The sequence below is a fragment of the Ruegeria sp. AB6 genome, assembly GCF_056542685.1.
In genome coordinates this window covers 120,366-135,344 of the sequence record NZ_JBQGAD010000008.1, presented here as the reverse complement: position 1 = coordinate 135,344, position 14,979 = coordinate 120,366, and the positions used below count along the sequence as shown (strand labels likewise).

General features: G+C 57.5%; 18 protein-coding genes. 5 read left to right on the top strand and 13 right to left on the bottom strand.

Features of this window, described 5'->3' with window-relative positions:
• Nucleotides 1-52: 52 nt before the first annotated feature.
• Nucleotides 53-658 (top strand): DsbA family protein, encoded by a 606-nt coding sequence (locus ACR0DB_RS16550; RefSeq protein ID WP_480552130.1) that lies wholly within the window; start codon nt 53-55, stop codon nt 656-658.
• Here the strand turns inward: ACR0DB_RS16550 and ACR0DB_RS16545 are convergent.
• A complete protein-coding gene (locus ACR0DB_RS16545) occupies nt 644-1,687 on the bottom strand; it encodes a phosphotransferase family protein (RefSeq protein ID WP_480552129.1) in 1,044 nt (347 codons plus the stop codon). The genes ACR0DB_RS16550 and ACR0DB_RS16545 overlap by 15 nt on opposite strands.
• Before the next feature lie 17 nt (nt 1,688-1,704).
• A complete protein-coding gene (locus ACR0DB_RS16540; RefSeq protein WP_480552128.1) occupies nt 1,705-2,523 on the bottom strand; it encodes an SDR family oxidoreductase in 819 nt (272 codons plus the stop codon).
• A 138-nt stretch (nt 2,524-2,661) separates the two neighbouring features.
• Between ACR0DB_RS16540 and ACR0DB_RS16535 the strand changes: the two genes are divergently transcribed.
• The 3 genes from ACR0DB_RS16535 to ACR0DB_RS16525 all read left to right on the top strand — a co-directional run bounded on the left by ACR0DB_RS16535 (nt 2,662) and on the right by ACR0DB_RS16525 (nt 4,995).
• The gene (locus tag ACR0DB_RS16535; RefSeq protein ID WP_480504319.1) at nt 2,662-3,657 is read left to right on the top strand and encodes an NADPH:quinone oxidoreductase family protein; all 996 of its coding nucleotides are present in this window, start codon (nt 2,662-2,664) and stop codon (nt 3,655-3,657) included.
• Between the two features lie 136 nt (nt 3,658-3,793).
• Complete coding sequence (gene aroQ / locus ACR0DB_RS16530; protein WP_480552127.1) at nt 3,794-4,240, top strand: type II 3-dehydroquinate dehydratase; 447 nt, start codon at nt 3,794-3,796, stop codon at nt 4,238-4,240.
• On the top strand, nt 4,240-4,995 hold the full coding sequence (locus ACR0DB_RS16525) for a helix-turn-helix transcriptional regulator (RefSeq protein WP_170769744.1): 756 nt from the start codon (nt 4,240-4,242) through the stop codon (nt 4,993-4,995). The genes aroQ and ACR0DB_RS16525 overlap by 1 nt, the downstream gene beginning before the upstream one ends.
• A gap of 372 nt (nt 4,996-5,367) precedes the next feature.
• Here ACR0DB_RS16525 and tsf read toward each other — a convergent pair whose 3' ends face one another.
• The 5 genes from tsf to ACR0DB_RS16500 all read right to left on the bottom strand — a co-directional run bounded on the left by tsf (nt 5,368) and on the right by ACR0DB_RS16500 (nt 9,146).
• Nucleotides 5,368-6,243 (bottom strand): translation elongation factor Ts, encoded by an 876-nt coding sequence (gene tsf / locus ACR0DB_RS16520; protein WP_480552126.1) that lies wholly within the window; start codon nt 6,241-6,243, stop codon nt 5,368-5,370.
• Nucleotides 6,244-6,320: 77 nt separating this feature from the next.
• Complete coding sequence (gene rpsB / locus ACR0DB_RS16515) at nt 6,321-7,103, bottom strand: 30S ribosomal protein S2 (RefSeq protein WP_170769743.1); 783 nt, start codon at nt 7,101-7,103, stop codon at nt 6,321-6,323.
• A 167-nt stretch (nt 7,104-7,270) separates the two neighbouring features.
• On the bottom strand, nt 7,271-8,107 hold the full coding sequence (olsA, locus tag ACR0DB_RS16510; RefSeq protein ID WP_480552125.1) for a lyso-ornithine lipid O-acyltransferase: 837 nt from the start codon (nt 8,105-8,107) through the stop codon (nt 7,271-7,273).
• Between the two features lie 3 nt (nt 8,108-8,110).
• A complete protein-coding gene (gene olsB, locus ACR0DB_RS16505; protein ID WP_170769741.1) occupies nt 8,111-8,866 on the bottom strand; it encodes an L-ornithine N(alpha)-acyltransferase in 756 nt (251 codons plus the stop codon).
• A gap of 97 nt (nt 8,867-8,963) precedes the next feature.
• Nucleotides 8,964-9,146, bottom strand: a complete 183-nt coding sequence (locus ACR0DB_RS16500; RefSeq protein ID WP_170786746.1) for a DUF3553 domain-containing protein — start codon at nt 9,144-9,146, stop codon at nt 8,964-8,966.
• Nucleotides 9,147-9,189: 43 nt separating this feature from the next.
• Between ACR0DB_RS16500 and ACR0DB_RS16495 the strand changes: the two genes are divergently transcribed.
• Entirely contained in the window at nt 9,190-9,786 is a 597-nt protein-coding gene (locus ACR0DB_RS16495) for a histidine phosphotransferase family protein (RefSeq protein ID WP_170786745.1), read from the top strand.
• Here the strand turns inward: ACR0DB_RS16495 and ACR0DB_RS16490 are convergent.
• The 6 genes from ACR0DB_RS16490 to ACR0DB_RS16465 all read right to left on the bottom strand — a co-directional run bounded on the left by ACR0DB_RS16490 (nt 9,783) and on the right by ACR0DB_RS16465 (nt 14,912).
• Nucleotides 9,783-11,045 carry a glutamate-5-semialdehyde dehydrogenase gene (locus ACR0DB_RS16490; RefSeq protein WP_480552124.1) on the bottom strand — a complete coding sequence of 421 codons (1,263 nt, stop codon included), beginning with the start codon at nt 11,043-11,045 and terminating at the stop codon, nt 9,783-9,785. The two genes, ACR0DB_RS16495 and ACR0DB_RS16490, sit on opposite strands and share 4 nt — an antisense overlap.
• 22 nt (nt 11,046-11,067) lie before the next feature.
• Nucleotides 11,068-12,174, bottom strand: coding sequence for a glutamate 5-kinase (gene proB / locus ACR0DB_RS16485; RefSeq protein ID WP_480552123.1), 1,107 nt, complete (start codon nt 12,172-12,174; stop codon nt 11,068-11,070).
• Nucleotides 12,162-13,196: a GTPase ObgE gene (gene obgE / locus ACR0DB_RS16480; RefSeq protein ID WP_480552122.1), complete on the bottom strand. Its 1,035-nt coding sequence runs from the start codon at nt 13,194-13,196 to the stop codon at nt 12,162-12,164. The genes proB and obgE overlap by 13 nt, the downstream gene beginning before the upstream one ends.
• Before the next feature lie 37 nt (nt 13,197-13,233).
• Entirely contained in the window at nt 13,234-13,770 is a 537-nt protein-coding gene (locus ACR0DB_RS16475; protein ID WP_480552121.1) for a GNAT family N-acetyltransferase, read from the bottom strand.
• Nucleotides 13,771-14,019: 249 nt separating this feature from the next.
• On the bottom strand, nt 14,020-14,289 hold the full coding sequence (gene rpmA / locus ACR0DB_RS16470) for a 50S ribosomal protein L27 (RefSeq protein WP_010440093.1): 270 nt from the start codon (nt 14,287-14,289) through the stop codon (nt 14,020-14,022).
• 11 nt (nt 14,290-14,300) lie between these two features.
• On the bottom strand, nt 14,301-14,912 hold the full coding sequence (locus ACR0DB_RS16465; RefSeq protein ID WP_480552120.1) for a 50S ribosomal protein L21: 612 nt from the start codon (nt 14,910-14,912) through the stop codon (nt 14,301-14,303).
• Between the last annotated feature and the right edge of the window lie 67 nt (nt 14,913-14,979).

Genomic DNA, 14,979 nt, shown 5'->3' with positions numbered 1-14,979 from the left:
TTACACTCAACGGGTTAAAGAATCGACGAGTCGGGATGGAAGGATCAAAATCATGTCACAAACTCTGGATTTTATATATGATTTTTGCAGCCCGAACGCATTTCTGGCTCATAAGGTGATGCCAAAGCTGGTGGCGGATCATGGGGTGCAGATCAACTATGTGCCAGTTCTTCTGTCGACAATTTTCAAAGCGACCAACAACCAAAGCCCGTTTCAGGCATTCTCGGAAAACCGTCAGAAAACTGCTTATCTGACCCATGATCTCCATCGCTATGCCCGTAGGCGCGGCGTAAGTTTTCATATGAGCCCCCATTTTCCGATCAACACCAAATTCGCCATGCGCGGAGCGGTCTTTGCCTCGGGAAAACAATGGGAAGCCAAATACATAGACGCGATCTTTGATGCTATCTGGGTGCATGGTCAAAAAGCAGATGAGATTACGGTGCTGATGGATATTCTGCAAGACAACGAACTGCCTGTCCGAAAACTGCGCGAAGCGATGACGGAGCCGGACATTAAGCAGCAACTAAAGGATCAGTCCAAAAATGCGGCCAAGCGCGGTGTTTTTGGTGTTCCCACATTTTTTGCAAGCTCCGAGATGTTTTTTGGCAAAAACAGCTTGCCCAATCTGGAACTAGAATTGTCACGTACTGTGTGAGTTTGCGCCCTCAAGCGCTTTCAAGCCATACTGGGCAAACATCGGAACATAACCACCTAATTTTCTAGCTCTTTCCGGGTCCGAGGCATTACCGTCCAAGGCGCGTTTGTAGACACCTTGCAGGATACCGGCCATGCGGAAAAAATTGAAAGCAAGGTAGAATCCGAAGTTGTCGATGCCGGGCAGTCCGCGGCGCTTGCAATAGGCTGCAATGAACTCGTTGTCCGACGGCAGGCCGAGGCTGGATCGGTCGATGCCTGCCAGGCCCCGCCCCTCTTTTCCCGGTGGCATTTGCCACTGCATGATCACCGCCGCCAGATCGGCATAGGGGTGGCCGATCGTGGAAAGTTCCCAGTCCAGAACGCCAATACAACGGGTGCCGTTCTTTTCGAATAGCATGTTGTCGATGCGATAGTCCCCATGAACCAGCGTTCTCTGGCCGTCATCAGCAGGCATTGACGCGTCGAGTAAAGAAATCAGTTGGTCCATCTGCGCAATGGTTTTGGTCTCGGACGCGCGGTATTGCTTGGTCCAGCGTGAGATCTGCCGTTCGAAATAATTTCCCGGCGGTCCAAAGTCGGAGAGGCCCACGGCCTGGATATCGACCATGTGGAGCTCGGCCAATACGCGGTTCATCTCGTCAAAAACACCGGCGCGCGTTTCCTTGGTTTCGCTTGTCATAGTCGGCTCAAGAAAGTTACGGCCGTCCAGGCGCTCCATTACGTAAAAGGCCGATCCAATGACGGTGTCGTCCTCGCACCAAAGGAACATTTCGGGCACCGGCACTCGACTGTTCGACAGGGCTTTTTGAACCCGAAATTCCCGGTCCACGGCATGAGCGGATTTTAGGAGTATGCCAGGAGGTTTACGCCGCAAAACATAGACTTGCGTCGGTGTCTTCAATTCAAATGTTGGGTTGGACTGACCGACGGCGAATTTGGTGGCCTCCAACGGGCCTCGATAGCCGTCGAGATGCGCGCTGAGATAGGCATCAACGGCCTTCAGGTCCAATTGCGTGTCCGTGGACATATCAGTCTCCTTACCGCTCACAAGGCCTCTGCGAAGATATTTCCCGCGGTCACCACATTAATCCCACCCGAAACCGGGATGACGGCTCCGGTGACATAGCTGCCGCCGCGACCGCACAGAAACAGCATGCAGCCCGCAATATCCTCATCCGCGCCGACCCGACCCAGCGGAACTGACTTTCCGACTTTGTCGCGGGTGGTTTCATCGGCAGTGGCAAAGGCGGTCATACGCGACACAAACGGCCCCGGTGCCAAGGCGTTGACTGTGATGTGGTAGGGCGAGAATTCCTTGGCCATGATCTTGGTCAGGTGCAAAACCGCTGCTTTAGAGGCTGAATAGCTGTAGGCGCCGTCGCCCATCGGTACCTCACCCATGACCGATCCCACATTGACAACACGGGCCGGATCATCGGCCGAACCTGATTTCATAAGCGTTGGCAACAGTTTCTGGGTCAATTCGAATATACCTGTTACATTCACCGACATGACCTTATCCCAGGCCTCATAAGGGAACTGCCCCATTGGCGCACCCCAAGACACGCCTGCGTTATTCATAAGGATATCAAGCTTGTCCGTGCGGTTGTGAACCTCGTCCACCAGCGCGTCCACGCCCTCTTTGCTACCAACGTCACCGGCAAACCCCTCTGCGCTGCCCGGCGCGTCTAGCGCACTGAGTTCGGCAGCTACGGCCTCGCACGCGTCCTGCTTGCGCGAGGCGATGAGAACCCTTGCGCCGGCCCGCACCAGGGCTTCGGCGGCCATGCGGCCAATTCCCGTGGCACCGCCAGTTACCAGGGCTGTCTTTCCCTCTACCGAGAATAGGGATTCGGGTGTCATCGGGTGCTCCTCGTGTTTGTTCATTTGGCGCTGGCATGGTGTCTGCATACGCGTACCGCTGCAACGTCATATCCTTGACAACGTATCGGGCTGCGCCAAACTTCCTCCTGTAGGAATAACAGGGATAACGGGGTCAACATGCAAGCTTTACTCAGCGTCGCTCCGGGTGGACCAGAAACTTTGGAACTGACCACCCTGCCCGATCCGCAGCCGGGCAAGGGCGAGTTGTTGGTGGGCGTCAAAGCCGCCGGGGTGAATTTTCCTGATACGCTGATGATCCGGGACCTCTACCAGATCAAACCGCCGCGCCCTTATGCTCCGGGTGGCGAGATTGCGGGTCAGGTGCTGGCGGTAGGTGAAGGTGCCGCTGGGTTCGAAGTCGGCGACCGTGTGTTGGCGCTGACCGGTCATGGCGGCTTCGCAACACATCTGACGATTCAGGCTTCGACTGCGGTGAAGTTCCCGGATTCCATGCCCTTTGAGGATGCCGCGTGTTTCATCTTTACTTACGGCACCTCTTATCACGCTCTGAAGGATCGCGCGGCGCTGAAGGCCGGCGAAACCCTGTTGATTCTGGGGGCTGCGGGTGGAGTAGGAACCGCTGCCATCGAATTGGGCAAGGCAATGGGCGCGCGTGTCATCGCCGCCGTGTCATCGGAAGAAAAAGCCGCGTTCTGTCGACAAGTTGGGGCGGATGATACAATCGTTTACGCGACCGAAATGGATCGGGACGCGCAAAAGGCTTTTTCATCCGATATTAAGGCGTTGGCTGGGCCAGTTGGTGTCGATGTTGTCTATGACGCGGTTGGCGGAGACTATGCGGAACCCGCATTGCGTGCGATGGCGTGGGGTGGTCGTTTTCTGGTAGTGGGATTCCCGGCTGGGATTCCCAAAATTCCGCTGAACCTGCCACTGTTGAAAGGCTGTCAGATTGTTGGAGTGTTTTGGGGCGCTTCGGTCTTCAGAGACCCTGCAGGACACGCGGAGAATGTGCAGGAACTGTTCCAGTTCTACGACGCTGCCAGGATCAAGCCGCAAATCAGCACGACGTTTCCACTGGAAAAAGCCGCTGAGGCTTTGTCCTTACTATCCGGGCGCGGTGCCTTGGGCAAAATTGTCGTGACGATGCTCTGACACCCCTACAATAAGGGCGGGCCGGTGTTGCGTTGCAGCACTGCGTTCGGGCAACCAGGAAAGTGACGCAGCGCTGGCGGTGGACAAAGGGACCCATTGGCGTTTAAGAACCAAAAAAACGGGAACAGTGAAAAAAATGCGTAAAGCCCTGATTTTAAACGGCCCGAACCTGAATCTGCTGGGCACGCGTCAGCCAGAGGTATATGGTAAAACAACCCTGAAAATGGTTGAGGAAATGTGCGTAACGCACGGGGAAAAAATCGGTTTCGAAGTCGCGCATATGCAGTCGAACCATGAAGGTGCCTTGCTGGACGCGATCCACGCAGCCAAAGGGACGCAGGACGGCATCATCCTGAACGCCGGTGCCTATACCCATACGTCTATTGCGCTGATGGACGCTATCGCCTCGGTCGAGCTTCCTACCATCGAGGTGCATCTGTCAAACATCCATGCACGCGAGAGCTTTCGCCATACCTCGTATATCTCGAAAGTCGTCGTCGGCCAGATTTGTGGCTTTGGTGCGCAAAGCTACATTCTGGCGTTGGACGCGCTGGCTGGGTTCCTTGACCGTGAGGGCGCTTAATGAGGTTGAGTGAGTATCTTTATTTCCTGAGCTACACCAAAACGCTTGAGGAATTGTGGGATGCCCACTGCCGCCAAATGGCTGAATACGGCTTCGACCGGCTGTTGTACGGGTATACGCGCTACAAGACCCCGACCTCGTTGGGCGACCCGGAAGATTTTGTCATTCTCACCAACCATACCAAACCCTATCTGGATGGATTCCTGCGCAGTGGGCTGTATTTTCATGCGCCGATGCTGAAATGGGCGCTGGAAAATGAAGGTGCGGCCAGTTGGCAGATGACGCAGGATATGATGATGTCCGGCGCTTTGACTGCGCAGGAGTTGGAAGTGCTTGAGTTCAACCGCTCGAAGGGTGTTGTTGCCGGGTATACGGTTAGCTTTACGTCAGTGTCGGCGCGGTCGAAAGGTGCGATTTCTCTATCTGCCTGTGGCGCACGGTCTCAGGAAGACGTAGATGCAATCTGGGCAGAGCACGGCGAAGATATTTTGCTGATGAACAATATGGCGCATCTCAAGATCCTGACCCTGCCTTACAACGCTCCAAACAGAGCTTTAACAAAGCGCCAAAGAGAGGCGCTGGAGTGGGTCGGAGATGGAAAAACCACGCAGGATATCGCGCTGCTGATGGGCCTGACAGCAGCCACTGTTGAGAAACATTTGCGTCTGGCGCGTGAGTCGCTAGCGGTCGAAACCACAGCCCAGGCGGTTCTGAAGGCATCTTTTCAAAATCAGATGTTCGTGATGGAGGCCTAAACCCCAATTTTTTGACGCTCACCTGCGTCAATTTACCTAGGGTAAGGAAAACATTACTTTTCGATTATAACCCGTAGTTGCAAAATGAGAGCGTTCCGTGAGTGGTGGCTTTAGCCTGGGAACATTTGGTCGGATCTTTGTGATTTCAGGGCTCTCCGGCCGCTCTGACACAGGGGCGTCTATTCGTCCGCGTACCTATGTCGGAAATCAGGGGGGCCTCGACCATCCCCATCATGCGGGGCCCCCCAACCCTATGTTTCAATACCAGGCGCTTCGGCGTCTTTTTTGTTGCCCAAACAAAAAAACCGGCCACGCTGTACGTGACCAGTTCTGATAAGGTGCCGACCCCCTTAAGGGGGCGGCCAAAACGTCTTAGCCCTGAGCGGCTTTGGCAACTTCTGCTGCGAAGTCTTCTTTTTCGACCACGATGCCTTCGCCAACTTCCAGACGGATAAAGCCGGTGATGGTTGCGCCTGCTTCTTTGGCGGCTGCTTCAACGGTCAGGTCAGGGTTCACAACGAAGGACTGGTTCAGCAGAGTCGATTCAGCCACGAATTTCTTCATACGGCCTTCGATCATCTTCTCGATCACCTGCTCCGGCTTGCCGGATTCGCGGGCGATGTCCATCTGAACCTGCTTTTCCTTCTCGACGACCGTCGGGTCCATGTCGGCCTCGGACAGAGCTGCCGGGTTCACAGCTGCGATGTGCATCGCAACCTGCTTGCCGATCGCTTCGTCGCCGCCCGACAGCGCAACCAGAACGCCGATTTTGCCCATGCCGTTGGTGGCTGCGTTGTGGACGTAGGACACAACGGTGTCGCCCGACAGTTTCGCCATACGGCGTACCGACATGTTCTCACCAATGGTGGCGATCTTGTCGGTCAGAGTGTCGGCAACGGATTTGCCACCCAGGTCAGCCGCCAGCAGAGCGTCAACATCTGCAACACCTTCGGCTGCAAACGCGATCTTGCCGACCATTTCCTGGAACTCAGCGTTCTTCGCAACGAAGTCGGTTTCCGAGTTCACTTCGACAGCAACACCGTTGCCACCGTTGACGTGAACAGCAACCAGACCTTCTGCTGCGGTACGGCCCGATTTCTTGGCCGCTTTCGCCAGGCCTTTGGTGCGCAGCCAGTCAACGGCCTCGTCCATGTTGCCGCCGGTTTCGGTCAGGGCTTTTTTCGCGTCCATCATGCCTGCGCCTGTGCTGTCGCGCAGTTCTTTAACCATTGCTGCTGTGATTGCCATCTTTTGGCTCTCCTCAATTCAAACGGAATTGGGGCAGGTCATACCCTGCCCCATGTGTCAATTACGTGACGGGCAGCTTACGCTTCAGCCGGAGCTTCAGCGGCTTCTTCTGCAACGACTTCTTCAACCGGTGCTTCTTCGAATGCACCCAGGTCTACGCCAGCAGCACCCATCTGAGCGGTCATGCCGTCCAGAGCGGCGCGAGCGGCCAGGTCACAATACAGACCGATGGCGCGGGCTGCGTCGTCGTTGCCGGGGATGATATAGTCCACACCATCAGGCGAGCAGTTGGTGTCGACAACAGCCACAACCGGGATACCCAGCTTGTTGGCTTCGGCGATGGCCAGTGCTTCTTTTTTGACGTCAATGACGAACAGCAGGTCAGGAACGCCGCCCATCTCGCGGATACCGCCCAGCGAAGCCTGCAGCTTCTGTTGGTCACGCTCCATGCCCAGACGCTCTTTCTTGGTCAGGCCTTCTGCGCCGGCTTCCATTGCTTCGTCGATCTGGTTCAGACGGTTGATCGACTGGGAAACGGTTTTCCAGTTGGTCAGCGTACCGCCCAGCCAGCGGTGGTTCATGTAGTACTGAGCCGACTTTTCAGCCGCTTCGGCGATCGGGCCAGCGGCCTGACGCTTGGTACCAACGAACAGAACGCGGCCACCTTTTGCAACGGTGTCACGAACAGCCTGCAGAGCCTGATCCAGCATCGGAACGGTCTGGGTCAGGTCCATGATGTGGATGCCATTGCGCGAGCCGTAGATGAACGGGCCCATGCGGGGATTCCAACGCTGTGTCTGGTGACCAAAGTGAACGCCAGCTTCCAGCAGCTGACGCATGGTGAACTCGGGAAGAGCCATGCTATTTTCCTTTTCCGGTTTACGCCTTGGCGGGGGTGAAAGAAGCGGATGCTCCAACCGGCGGGCCTGATGAGGATGTCTCCCTGCAAAAGACCCAAACCCCGCCTGCGGGTTTGAATGGCGCGCGTATACGGCAGGTTTTGGTGCAACGCAAGAGGCTTTCGCCCCTATTTTTCAAGCCGCGCCAAGCTATGGGCATGACGGACGGCTTCCTCGCAATGAGCAGCCAACGCTTTGCGGTTTTCAAAATCGCTGACCTTGGCGGGTGTGTGGTAGATCAACTCGACCCAGCCTTGCCGACGGGCGCCCAGCGTTTTCAGCAAATGCGGACCGAAATCCATATCTCCCCACCACCCATAGAACCTGTTGGGTTGTCCGGCAGGTGCATGGTAAATAACGGAAACCGGCTGCACATACATGAATTCGCGCAGTTCATCGGTAAAGAATGCAGCAAAGAGTGTTGTTTTAAAGGGCAAAACCCTGATTCCATCGGTCGAGGTGCCTTCCGGGAAGAACACCAACTTATGACCTGCGGACAAGCGTTCCTGAAACAACAAGGTTTGCTCGCGCGCCTTTTTTCGGTTGCGTTCGATGAAGACCGTACCCGTGGCCCGGGCAAGCCAGCCGATACCGGGCCATTTCGCCACTTCGGCTTTTGAGACGAAATAGACCCTTTTGCGGGCGTTTAGCGCGAAAATATCCAACCACGAGGAGTGATTGGCTACCACTGCTCCACGTTGGGTCATCAACTCTCCGGAACTGCGGAATCCCATTCCTAGAATGCGAAAAGCGTTGCGACAGACAAACTGTGTGATGAAGGGCGTGATTGGGCGGCGGACGCCGTAAATCGGTATCTCGATCAGGCGGAGGGTCAGCAGGACGATCAGCCCGCCGAAGACTAAAACCGCCAGAGGCAGACCTCGCAAAACGACCAGAATCCAGCCGACCAGGCCCAGTTCAATGGGATCAGGCGCGTCTTCGCTGTGCCAGGATGCGTCGCTCAAGGGTTACGCTCCGCTATAGATGCGCCGTTGGCGCTCGTTCATGCGCGCTGTGTCCAGGATCAGGCACACGTCCGTTGTGTTGAAGGCATGGTCGATGAAAGCGCCCTCGCCCACAAACCCGCCCAGCCGAAGATAGGCCTTGATCAGCGCCGGAACCTGAACCATGGCAGCGCGGCGGTCCAGCGCATCCACGCCCACCAAATCCATCGACTGAAACACATCGGGTTGCGCCCGGACCCTCAGGTCTGGCGGCGCGAGGTGGTTGTGATGCAACATCGACAGAGGCTGCTCCAGCGCCTGAACATCGGTGCCATGAAAGCTGGCGACGCCGAACAGAACTTCAATCTGGCGCGCATTCACATAGGCGGCCAGACCGTTCCACAGATGATACATTGCCGTGCCGCCGCGATAATCCGGGTGCAGGCAGGATCGCCCCAATTCCAACAGCTTGCGACCGCTGTCTTTCAGGACGCTGACATCATATTCGTCTTCGGAATAAAACTGACCCAGATCTGCTGCACGTTCGCCCGGTAACAGCCTGTAAACGCCCACAGTTTCGCCGGTCTGGTCGTCGATGGCCAGCATATGGTCGAAATACGGGTCGAACCGGTCCTGCTCTAGCCCTGCGTCGTGGTCCACCATCTCTCCGCCACCGCCCAGTTCGCGCACGAAGACGTCATAGCGCAGCCGCTGCGCGGCACGCAGTTCGGCCTCGGTCTCGGCGAGTTTGACGGTGAAGGATGGGCCTGTACCCGACATCAGAAAGTCCCTGTGGTTTCAGGGCTGATACCGCAGGTGTCGGGGGAATGGCAACATCGCCTGAACCGGTTGGATGTTAACTATTCCTAAACCAGTTTCACGGATCAAAGACGGGCATCAGGGCGATGCGCGATCCGTCAATCACCACTTTCCCCTGCTCGCGGAAGTTCACGGTGATTTTGCCGCCGATATTGGACTGCACCTGTCCAATGCCCCAATCGGGGAAATCGGGGTGGCGGACAAACATGCCCGGTGCAAGAATGGCATTGAGTTCTGACATGACTGGGCTCCGGGTCCGGCGGCAGATACAGCAGGAGGTACGCATGAGCGCAACAGACGTCAACCTGGCCGAGCTGATCGGCTCGCGGATCTGTCATGATCTGATCAGCCCGATCGGCGCGATCACCAACGGGTTGGAGCTGCTGGAAATGGTTGGCGGCACCCAAGGCCCGGAGATGGAGCTGATCTCGGGCAGTGTCGGCAGCGCAGGCGCGCGTATCCGCTTTTTCCGGGTGGCGTTTGGATCGGCCAGCGATCAACCTCTGGGCCGCGCCGAAGTCAGTGCCTTGCTGAAAGATGTCGAAGCCGCAGGTCGCGTTCGTGTGAGCTGGAACCTGACCGAAGCGGTGCCGCGCAATCAGGTCAAACTGGCGTTTCTGGCGCTGATGTGCTGCGAAAGCGCGATGCCCTTTGGGGGTGCGGTGACGATCCGCAACGATGTTGATCAATGGACCGTGACAGGCGTGGCAGACAAGCTGAACATAGAAAACGATCTGTGGAATAACCTGCCCAAAGGCCGGTTTGCCGATAAGGTCACCCCCGCCAAGGTGCAATTCGCCCTTCTGCCGGAAACGGCGCATGCGATGCGGCGGCGGATTACGGCGGAAACCACCGCAACCCGCGTCGAGATCATGTTTTAGGCGCGGACCGTCCCGTTGCCCCGCACAAGGTATTGAAAACTGGTCAGTTGGGCGGCCCCAACCGGCCCACGGGCATGCATTTTGCCCGTGGCAATCCCGATCTCGGCCCCCATTCCAAACTCGCCGCCATCGGCGAACTGGGTTGAGGCGTTGTGCATCAGGATCGCGCTGTCCAGCCGTTCAAAGAACCGGGCCGCAGCTTGCGGGTCCTCGGTCATGATACAGTCGGTGTGGTTCGAGCCGAATTGACGGATATGCGCGATGGCCTCATCGATATCTGCTACGGACTTAGCGGCGATGATACTGTCGAGGAATTCTTTACCCCAATCCTCATCCGTCGCTTTCAACGCACCGTCGAGAGCCAAGGAGCCCTCGGCGTGAACCTCAACTCCGGCGGCCAGCAGCGCGGTGATGACATCCCGCCCCAGCGTTTCAGCAATGTCCTGATGGATCAGCAGGCACTCGGCGGCACCGCATATCCCCGTCCGCCGGGTCTTGGCGTTCAGCACGACCTCAAGGGTTTTCGCGGGGTCTGCCGCCTTGTCGATATAGATATGAACAATGCCTTCGAGATGAGCAAAGACAGGAACACGGGCTTCGCGCTGAACCAATCCGACCAGCCCCTTGCCACCACGAGGCACGATCACGTCTACAAAGTCCGTCATGGTGAGCAATTCCTGAACGGCTGCTCGGTCGCGTGTGGGTACTAGTTGGATCGCGTCTTCAGGCAGGTTTGCGGCCTTCAGACCCTCGACCAAACAAGCATGGATCGCGCCAGACGAATGGAAGCTTTCCGAGCCCCCTCGCAGGATCACCGCATTGCCCGATTTCAGGCACAGCGCACCCGCATCCGCTGTTACATTCGGGCGGCTTTCATAGATCACTCCGATCACACCCAGAGGCGTGCGCACGCGCTGGATATGCAGCCCCGAGGGCATGTCCCATTCGGTCAGAACCTCGCCCACCGGGTCGGTCTGATCCGCCACGGTTCGCAGTCCATCGACCATTCCCAGAATTCGGGATTCGTCCAGCATCAGACGGTCCATCATCGCTGGGCTCAGGCCCTTGTCGCGCCCAAATTCCAGGTCCTTCTTGTTGGCTTCGATAATCTCAGCGCGGCGAGCCCAGACGGCCTCGGCCGCGGCGATCAGAGCGGCGTGTTTGCGTTCTGCACTGGCAAAGGCCAACTCAGCAGCGGCAGCCTTGGCGCGCGCGCCCAAATCGGCCATCAGGGCGGGAATGCTGTCGAAATCCTTCATCTTGGGTGCCTTTCCTGTTGTCCTATAGCGCCAGATCGTCCCGGTGGATCAACACGGCGCGACCAGGATAGCCCAGCGTTGCCTCGATCTCGGATGATTTACGCCCTTTTATCGCGTCCGCCTCTTGCGCGGTATATCGGCTGAGACCCTGCGCCAAACGCCGCGCCTGCGGGTCGATGATGGCCACAGGATCGCCGCGCTGAAAATCGCCGGTCACTTCGACAATACCTGCAGGCAGCAAGCTTTTGCCATTTCCAAGCGCACGCGCCGCGCCGGCATCCACCACAATCTCGCCACGTGGCTTCATCGCCGAGATCCAGCGTTTGCGCGCCGCGTGCGGATCGACGGTGGCCGTGAACCACGTGCAGTTCGCACCATTCTCAAGCGTATTTAAAGGGTTCAAGGGCGATCCTTCGGTAATCGCCATATCGCAACCCGCTGCCGTCGCCATCTTGGCCGCCAGCAATTTAGTCTTCATCCCACCCTTGGAAAGGCCCGAACCAGCGTCACCGGCCATCGCCTCGATCTCGGGCGTGATGTCCTTAATCACATCATAGCGCGTGGCCGAGGCGTCCTCGGTCGGGTTCCCGGTATAGAACCCGTCCACATCCGACAGCAGGATCAGTTGATCGGCGCCGACTGTAACAGCGATTTGCGCCGCGAGGCGGTCATTGTCGCCATATCGGATCTCATCTGTGGCGACTGTATCGTTTTCGTTGACAATCGGGACAACACCCAGTCCCAACAGGGTCTCAAGCGTCGCGCGCGAGTTCAGATAGCGGCGGCGATCAGAACTGTCCTCTAGCGTGACAAGAACTTGCGCCGTGGTGATATTGTGCGGCGCAAGAGCCTCCTCATAAGCGCGGGCCAGCCGGATTTGACCGACAGCGGCAGCGGCCTGAGATTGTTCCAGCGGTAAGGTAGCCATCGGCAGGCCTAGAATCCCACGCCCCAGAGCAATCGACCCAGAGGACACCAGAATAACATCCGTCCCCTGCCCCTTTAGCCATGCCACGTCCTGCGCCAGCGAATGCAGCCAGTCGGACCGCAACAACCCAGTATCCCGATCCACTAGCAAGGCAGATCCGATCTTCACCACCAGACGTTTGGCCGAGGTCAGGGTTGCCAAGGCGCGGCCTCCTCGGCGGGCTTGTGACGAAGGCGGTTGTCGTCAATTTCCGCGCGCAGGGCGCGCAGAACCTCGGTCACGCCCAAATGTGCGACGCCAGACATAGTCATGACGGGGCCGCCTACGGCCTCTTCCAACTCAGACTTGGCCAGTTCGCGTTCCTCATCATCCAGCGCGTCGACCTTGTTCAGCACGGTGATCCGGGGCTTCTCGGCCAGCTCACCGCCGTAAGCCTCAAGCTCGTGAATGATGGTGCGGTAATCCTCGGCCACGGTTTCCGAGGTGCCATCGACCAGATGCAGCAAAACCGCGCAGCGTTCCACGTGGCCCAGAAAACGGTCGCCGATACCGCGCCCTTCATGGGCGCCTTCGATCAGGCCGGGGATGTCGGCCACAACGAATTCGACGCTATCCACGCCCACAACACCCAGATTGGGGTGCAGCGTGGTAAACGGATAACCGGCAATCTTGGGCCGTGCGTTCGAGGTGGCTGCCAGAAAGGTTGACTTGCCCGCATTGGGCATCCCCAAAAGGCCCACATCGGCGATCAGTTTCAGCCGCAGCCAGATGGTGCGGTCGATGCCCGCCTGCCCCGGATTGGCACGACGCGGGGCCTGGTTTGTGGCCGATTTGAAATGCAGGTTGCCGAAACCGCCATTGCCACCCTTGGCCAGCAGCACGCGCTGCCCGACCTCGGTCAGATCGCAGATGACGGTCTCTTCGTCCTCGTCCAGAATCTCGGTCCCAACAGGTACGCGGAGGACAATGTCATCGCCATCCTTACCGGTGCGCTGCTGCCCGCGGCCGGGCTGGCCATTTTTGGCAAAGAAATGTTGCTGATAACGGAAGTCGATCAGCGTGTTCAGACTGTCTACAACCTCAACCCAGACGGAACCGCCCTTGCCGCCATCGCCGCCATCTGGACCGCCATATTCGATGTATTTTTCGCGCCGAAAGCTGACGCAGCCGCCACCTCCGGCCCCGGACCGGATGTAGACCTTTGCAAGATCGAGAAATTTCATGACTGTCCCCTACTGCAAAGGCCCCATCGGCCACAAGTCAGAGTTTCTTTGTATATGTCCAGGTGGACACGTTTGCGTCACGCGCCACCGAGTATGTTTCGGCGTCGCCCAGATATTCGAACCCGCAATGGGTCAAGACCCGCGCCGAGGCAGGATTGTCCTGAAACACGCTGGCGAACATCGTGGCGTTTTCCAGCGGGTTCGCCGTAACCAGTGTTTCCACCGCCATCGAGGCTATCCCGGTGTTCCAATAGACCGGCGCGACCCAATAGCCCACCTCGGACTGGTTGCGATCCAGCCGCGTCAATGAGATCAGACCGATCAGTTCCGGCCCGCCATCCTTGGTGGCATCCATCGCCCAGACGTCTTCGTCCCGGTCCTCGGACATGGCGCGGTTCACAAATGCCTCGATCGAACCGGGCGGCAACGGATGCGGAATCCGTGTGGTCATCCGCGCCACGCGCTCATCACCTGCATAATGTTCAATGAGACCCATATCCGACCGGCGCAACGGGCGTAGGTCGAACCGCTCGGCTTCAATCACCGGCTGGTTTATTATCGTCTCAAGCTTCATGAGTGCGGTCCTCCTCCGAACAACACGTAAATTGCGGACGCAATAGTAAAACCAATTACAGTCCACATCAGATATTTGCGGCCCAGACGATCTTCAACCGCGTGGGCAATCCGTCCCTGAAACAGGGGCGGTATTGTGCTTGCTGCGTGTGTCATCGGGCTCATAGGTCAAAACTGTGTTAAAAACGAGAAAAGGGACCGGCATTTTCTGCCGGTCCCCCATTTATTTCTAAACCTTTAGGGTTTCGGCTTACTCTGCGGCCTCCGCCACTGGCAGGACCGAAATAAAGGTGCGGTTCTTGAGTCCCTTGTGGAACTTCACGGCGCCATCAACAGTTGCAAAAATGGTGTGATCTTTGCCCATGCCCACGCCTTCGCCCGGCCAGAACTTGGTGCCGCGCTGACGTACGATGATGTTGCCTGCGATGGCCGCCTGGCCACCATAGAGTTTCACGCCAAGGCGGCGACCCGCTGAGTCGCGACCGTTACGGGAGGAACCGCCAGCTTTTTTATGTGCCATTCTCTCTCTCCTTAGCCTTGAGCCAGCTCTTTGGCTTGCTCAACCCATTCGGGCTTCACTTTGATGGTGTCGATAGCAGCAATCTGCTCATCCGACAAGGCGGCCAGAGCGGCAAAGCTCTCGATACCTGCGTCAGCCAGCTTTTTGGCAGCGGCGGGACCGACACCGTTCAGCTTGGTCAGATCGTCGGCAGCAGCAGCGGCGGGTGCCTCGGCCTTGGCTTCAGCTTTCTTGGCAGGCTTTGCAGCAGGTGCCGCGTCGCCAGCCGGTGCCGAACCGGTAGCTGCTTTGATGCCCGACTTGTCAGCGCCTGACGACAGGATATCGGTGATCTTGACCAGGGTCAGTTTCTGACGGTGGCCAACAGTACGCTTCGAGCTGTGCTTACGACGGCGCTTGACGAATTTGATGACCTTGTCACCTTTGATCTGTTCGATCACTTCGGCTTGTACGCCTGCGCCTTCAACGAAAGGTGCACCAACAACCGGAGCGTCACCGCCCAGCATCAGAACATCGTTGAATTGAACTTTTTCACCTGCGTCGGCAGCCAGCTTTTCAACGCGGAGCACATCGCCCGCCTGAACCTTGTACTGCTTGCCGCCAGTCTTGAGGACCGCAAACATGCGTCTTTCCTTTGTCTAACCGCGTTCTGTGGTCCCCTGCTGGGTGTTGCTGGCGTTCGCCACCTCG

Bases quoted from the DNA above. Each gene is read 5' to 3' on its own strand.
- obgE (WP_480552122.1), bottom strand. From the start codon at position 13,196: ATGAAATTTCTCGATCTTGCAAAGGTCTACATCCGGTCCGGGGCCGGA.
- ACR0DB_RS16490 (WP_480552124.1), bottom strand. From the start codon at position 11,045: ATGAAGGATTTCGACAGCATTCCCGCCCTGATGGCCGATTTGGGCGCG.
- ACR0DB_RS16550 (WP_480552130.1), top strand. From the start codon at position 53: ATGTCACAAACTCTGGATTTTATATATGATTTTTGCAGCCCGAACGCA.
- ACR0DB_RS16465 (WP_480552120.1), bottom strand. From the start codon at position 14,912: ATGTTTGCGGTCCTCAAGACTGGCGGCAAGCAGTACAAGGTTCAGGCG.
- rpmA (WP_010440093.1), bottom strand. From the start codon at position 14,289: ATGGCACATAAAAAAGCTGGCGGTTCCTCCCGTAACGGTCGCGACTCA.
- olsB (WP_170769741.1), bottom strand. From the start codon at position 8,866: ATGTCGGGTACAGGCCCATCCTTCACCGTCAAACTCGCCGAGACCGAG.
- tsf (WP_480552126.1), bottom strand. From the start codon at position 6,243: ATGGCAATCACAGCAGCAATGGTTAAAGAACTGCGCGACAGCACAGGC.
- ACR0DB_RS16535 (WP_480504319.1), top strand. From the start codon at position 2,662: ATGCAAGCTTTACTCAGCGTCGCTCCGGGTGGACCAGAAACTTTGGAA.
- ACR0DB_RS16500 (WP_170786746.1), bottom strand. From the start codon at position 9,146: ATGTCAGAACTCAATGCCATTCTTGCACCGGGCATGTTTGTCCGCCAC.
- ACR0DB_RS16545 (WP_480552129.1), bottom strand. From the start codon at position 1,687: ATGTCCACGGACACGCAATTGGACCTGAAGGCCGTTGATGCCTATCTC.
- aroQ (WP_480552127.1), top strand. From the start codon at position 3,794: ATGCGTAAAGCCCTGATTTTAAACGGCCCGAACCTGAATCTGCTGGGC.
- rpsB (WP_170769743.1), bottom strand. From the start codon at position 7,103: ATGGCTCTTCCCGAGTTCACCATGCGTCAGCTGCTGGAAGCTGGCGTT.
- ACR0DB_RS16475 (WP_480552121.1), bottom strand. From the start codon at position 13,770: ATGAAGCTTGAGACGATAATAAACCAGCCGGTGATTGAAGCCGAGCGG.
- ACR0DB_RS16525 (WP_170769744.1), top strand. From the start codon at position 4,240: ATGAGGTTGAGTGAGTATCTTTATTTCCTGAGCTACACCAAAACGCTT.
- ACR0DB_RS16540 (WP_480552128.1), bottom strand. From the start codon at position 2,523: ATGACACCCGAATCCCTATTCTCGGTAGAGGGAAAGACAGCCCTGGTA.
- ACR0DB_RS16495 (WP_170786745.1), top strand. From the start codon at position 9,190: ATGAGCGCAACAGACGTCAACCTGGCCGAGCTGATCGGCTCGCGGATC.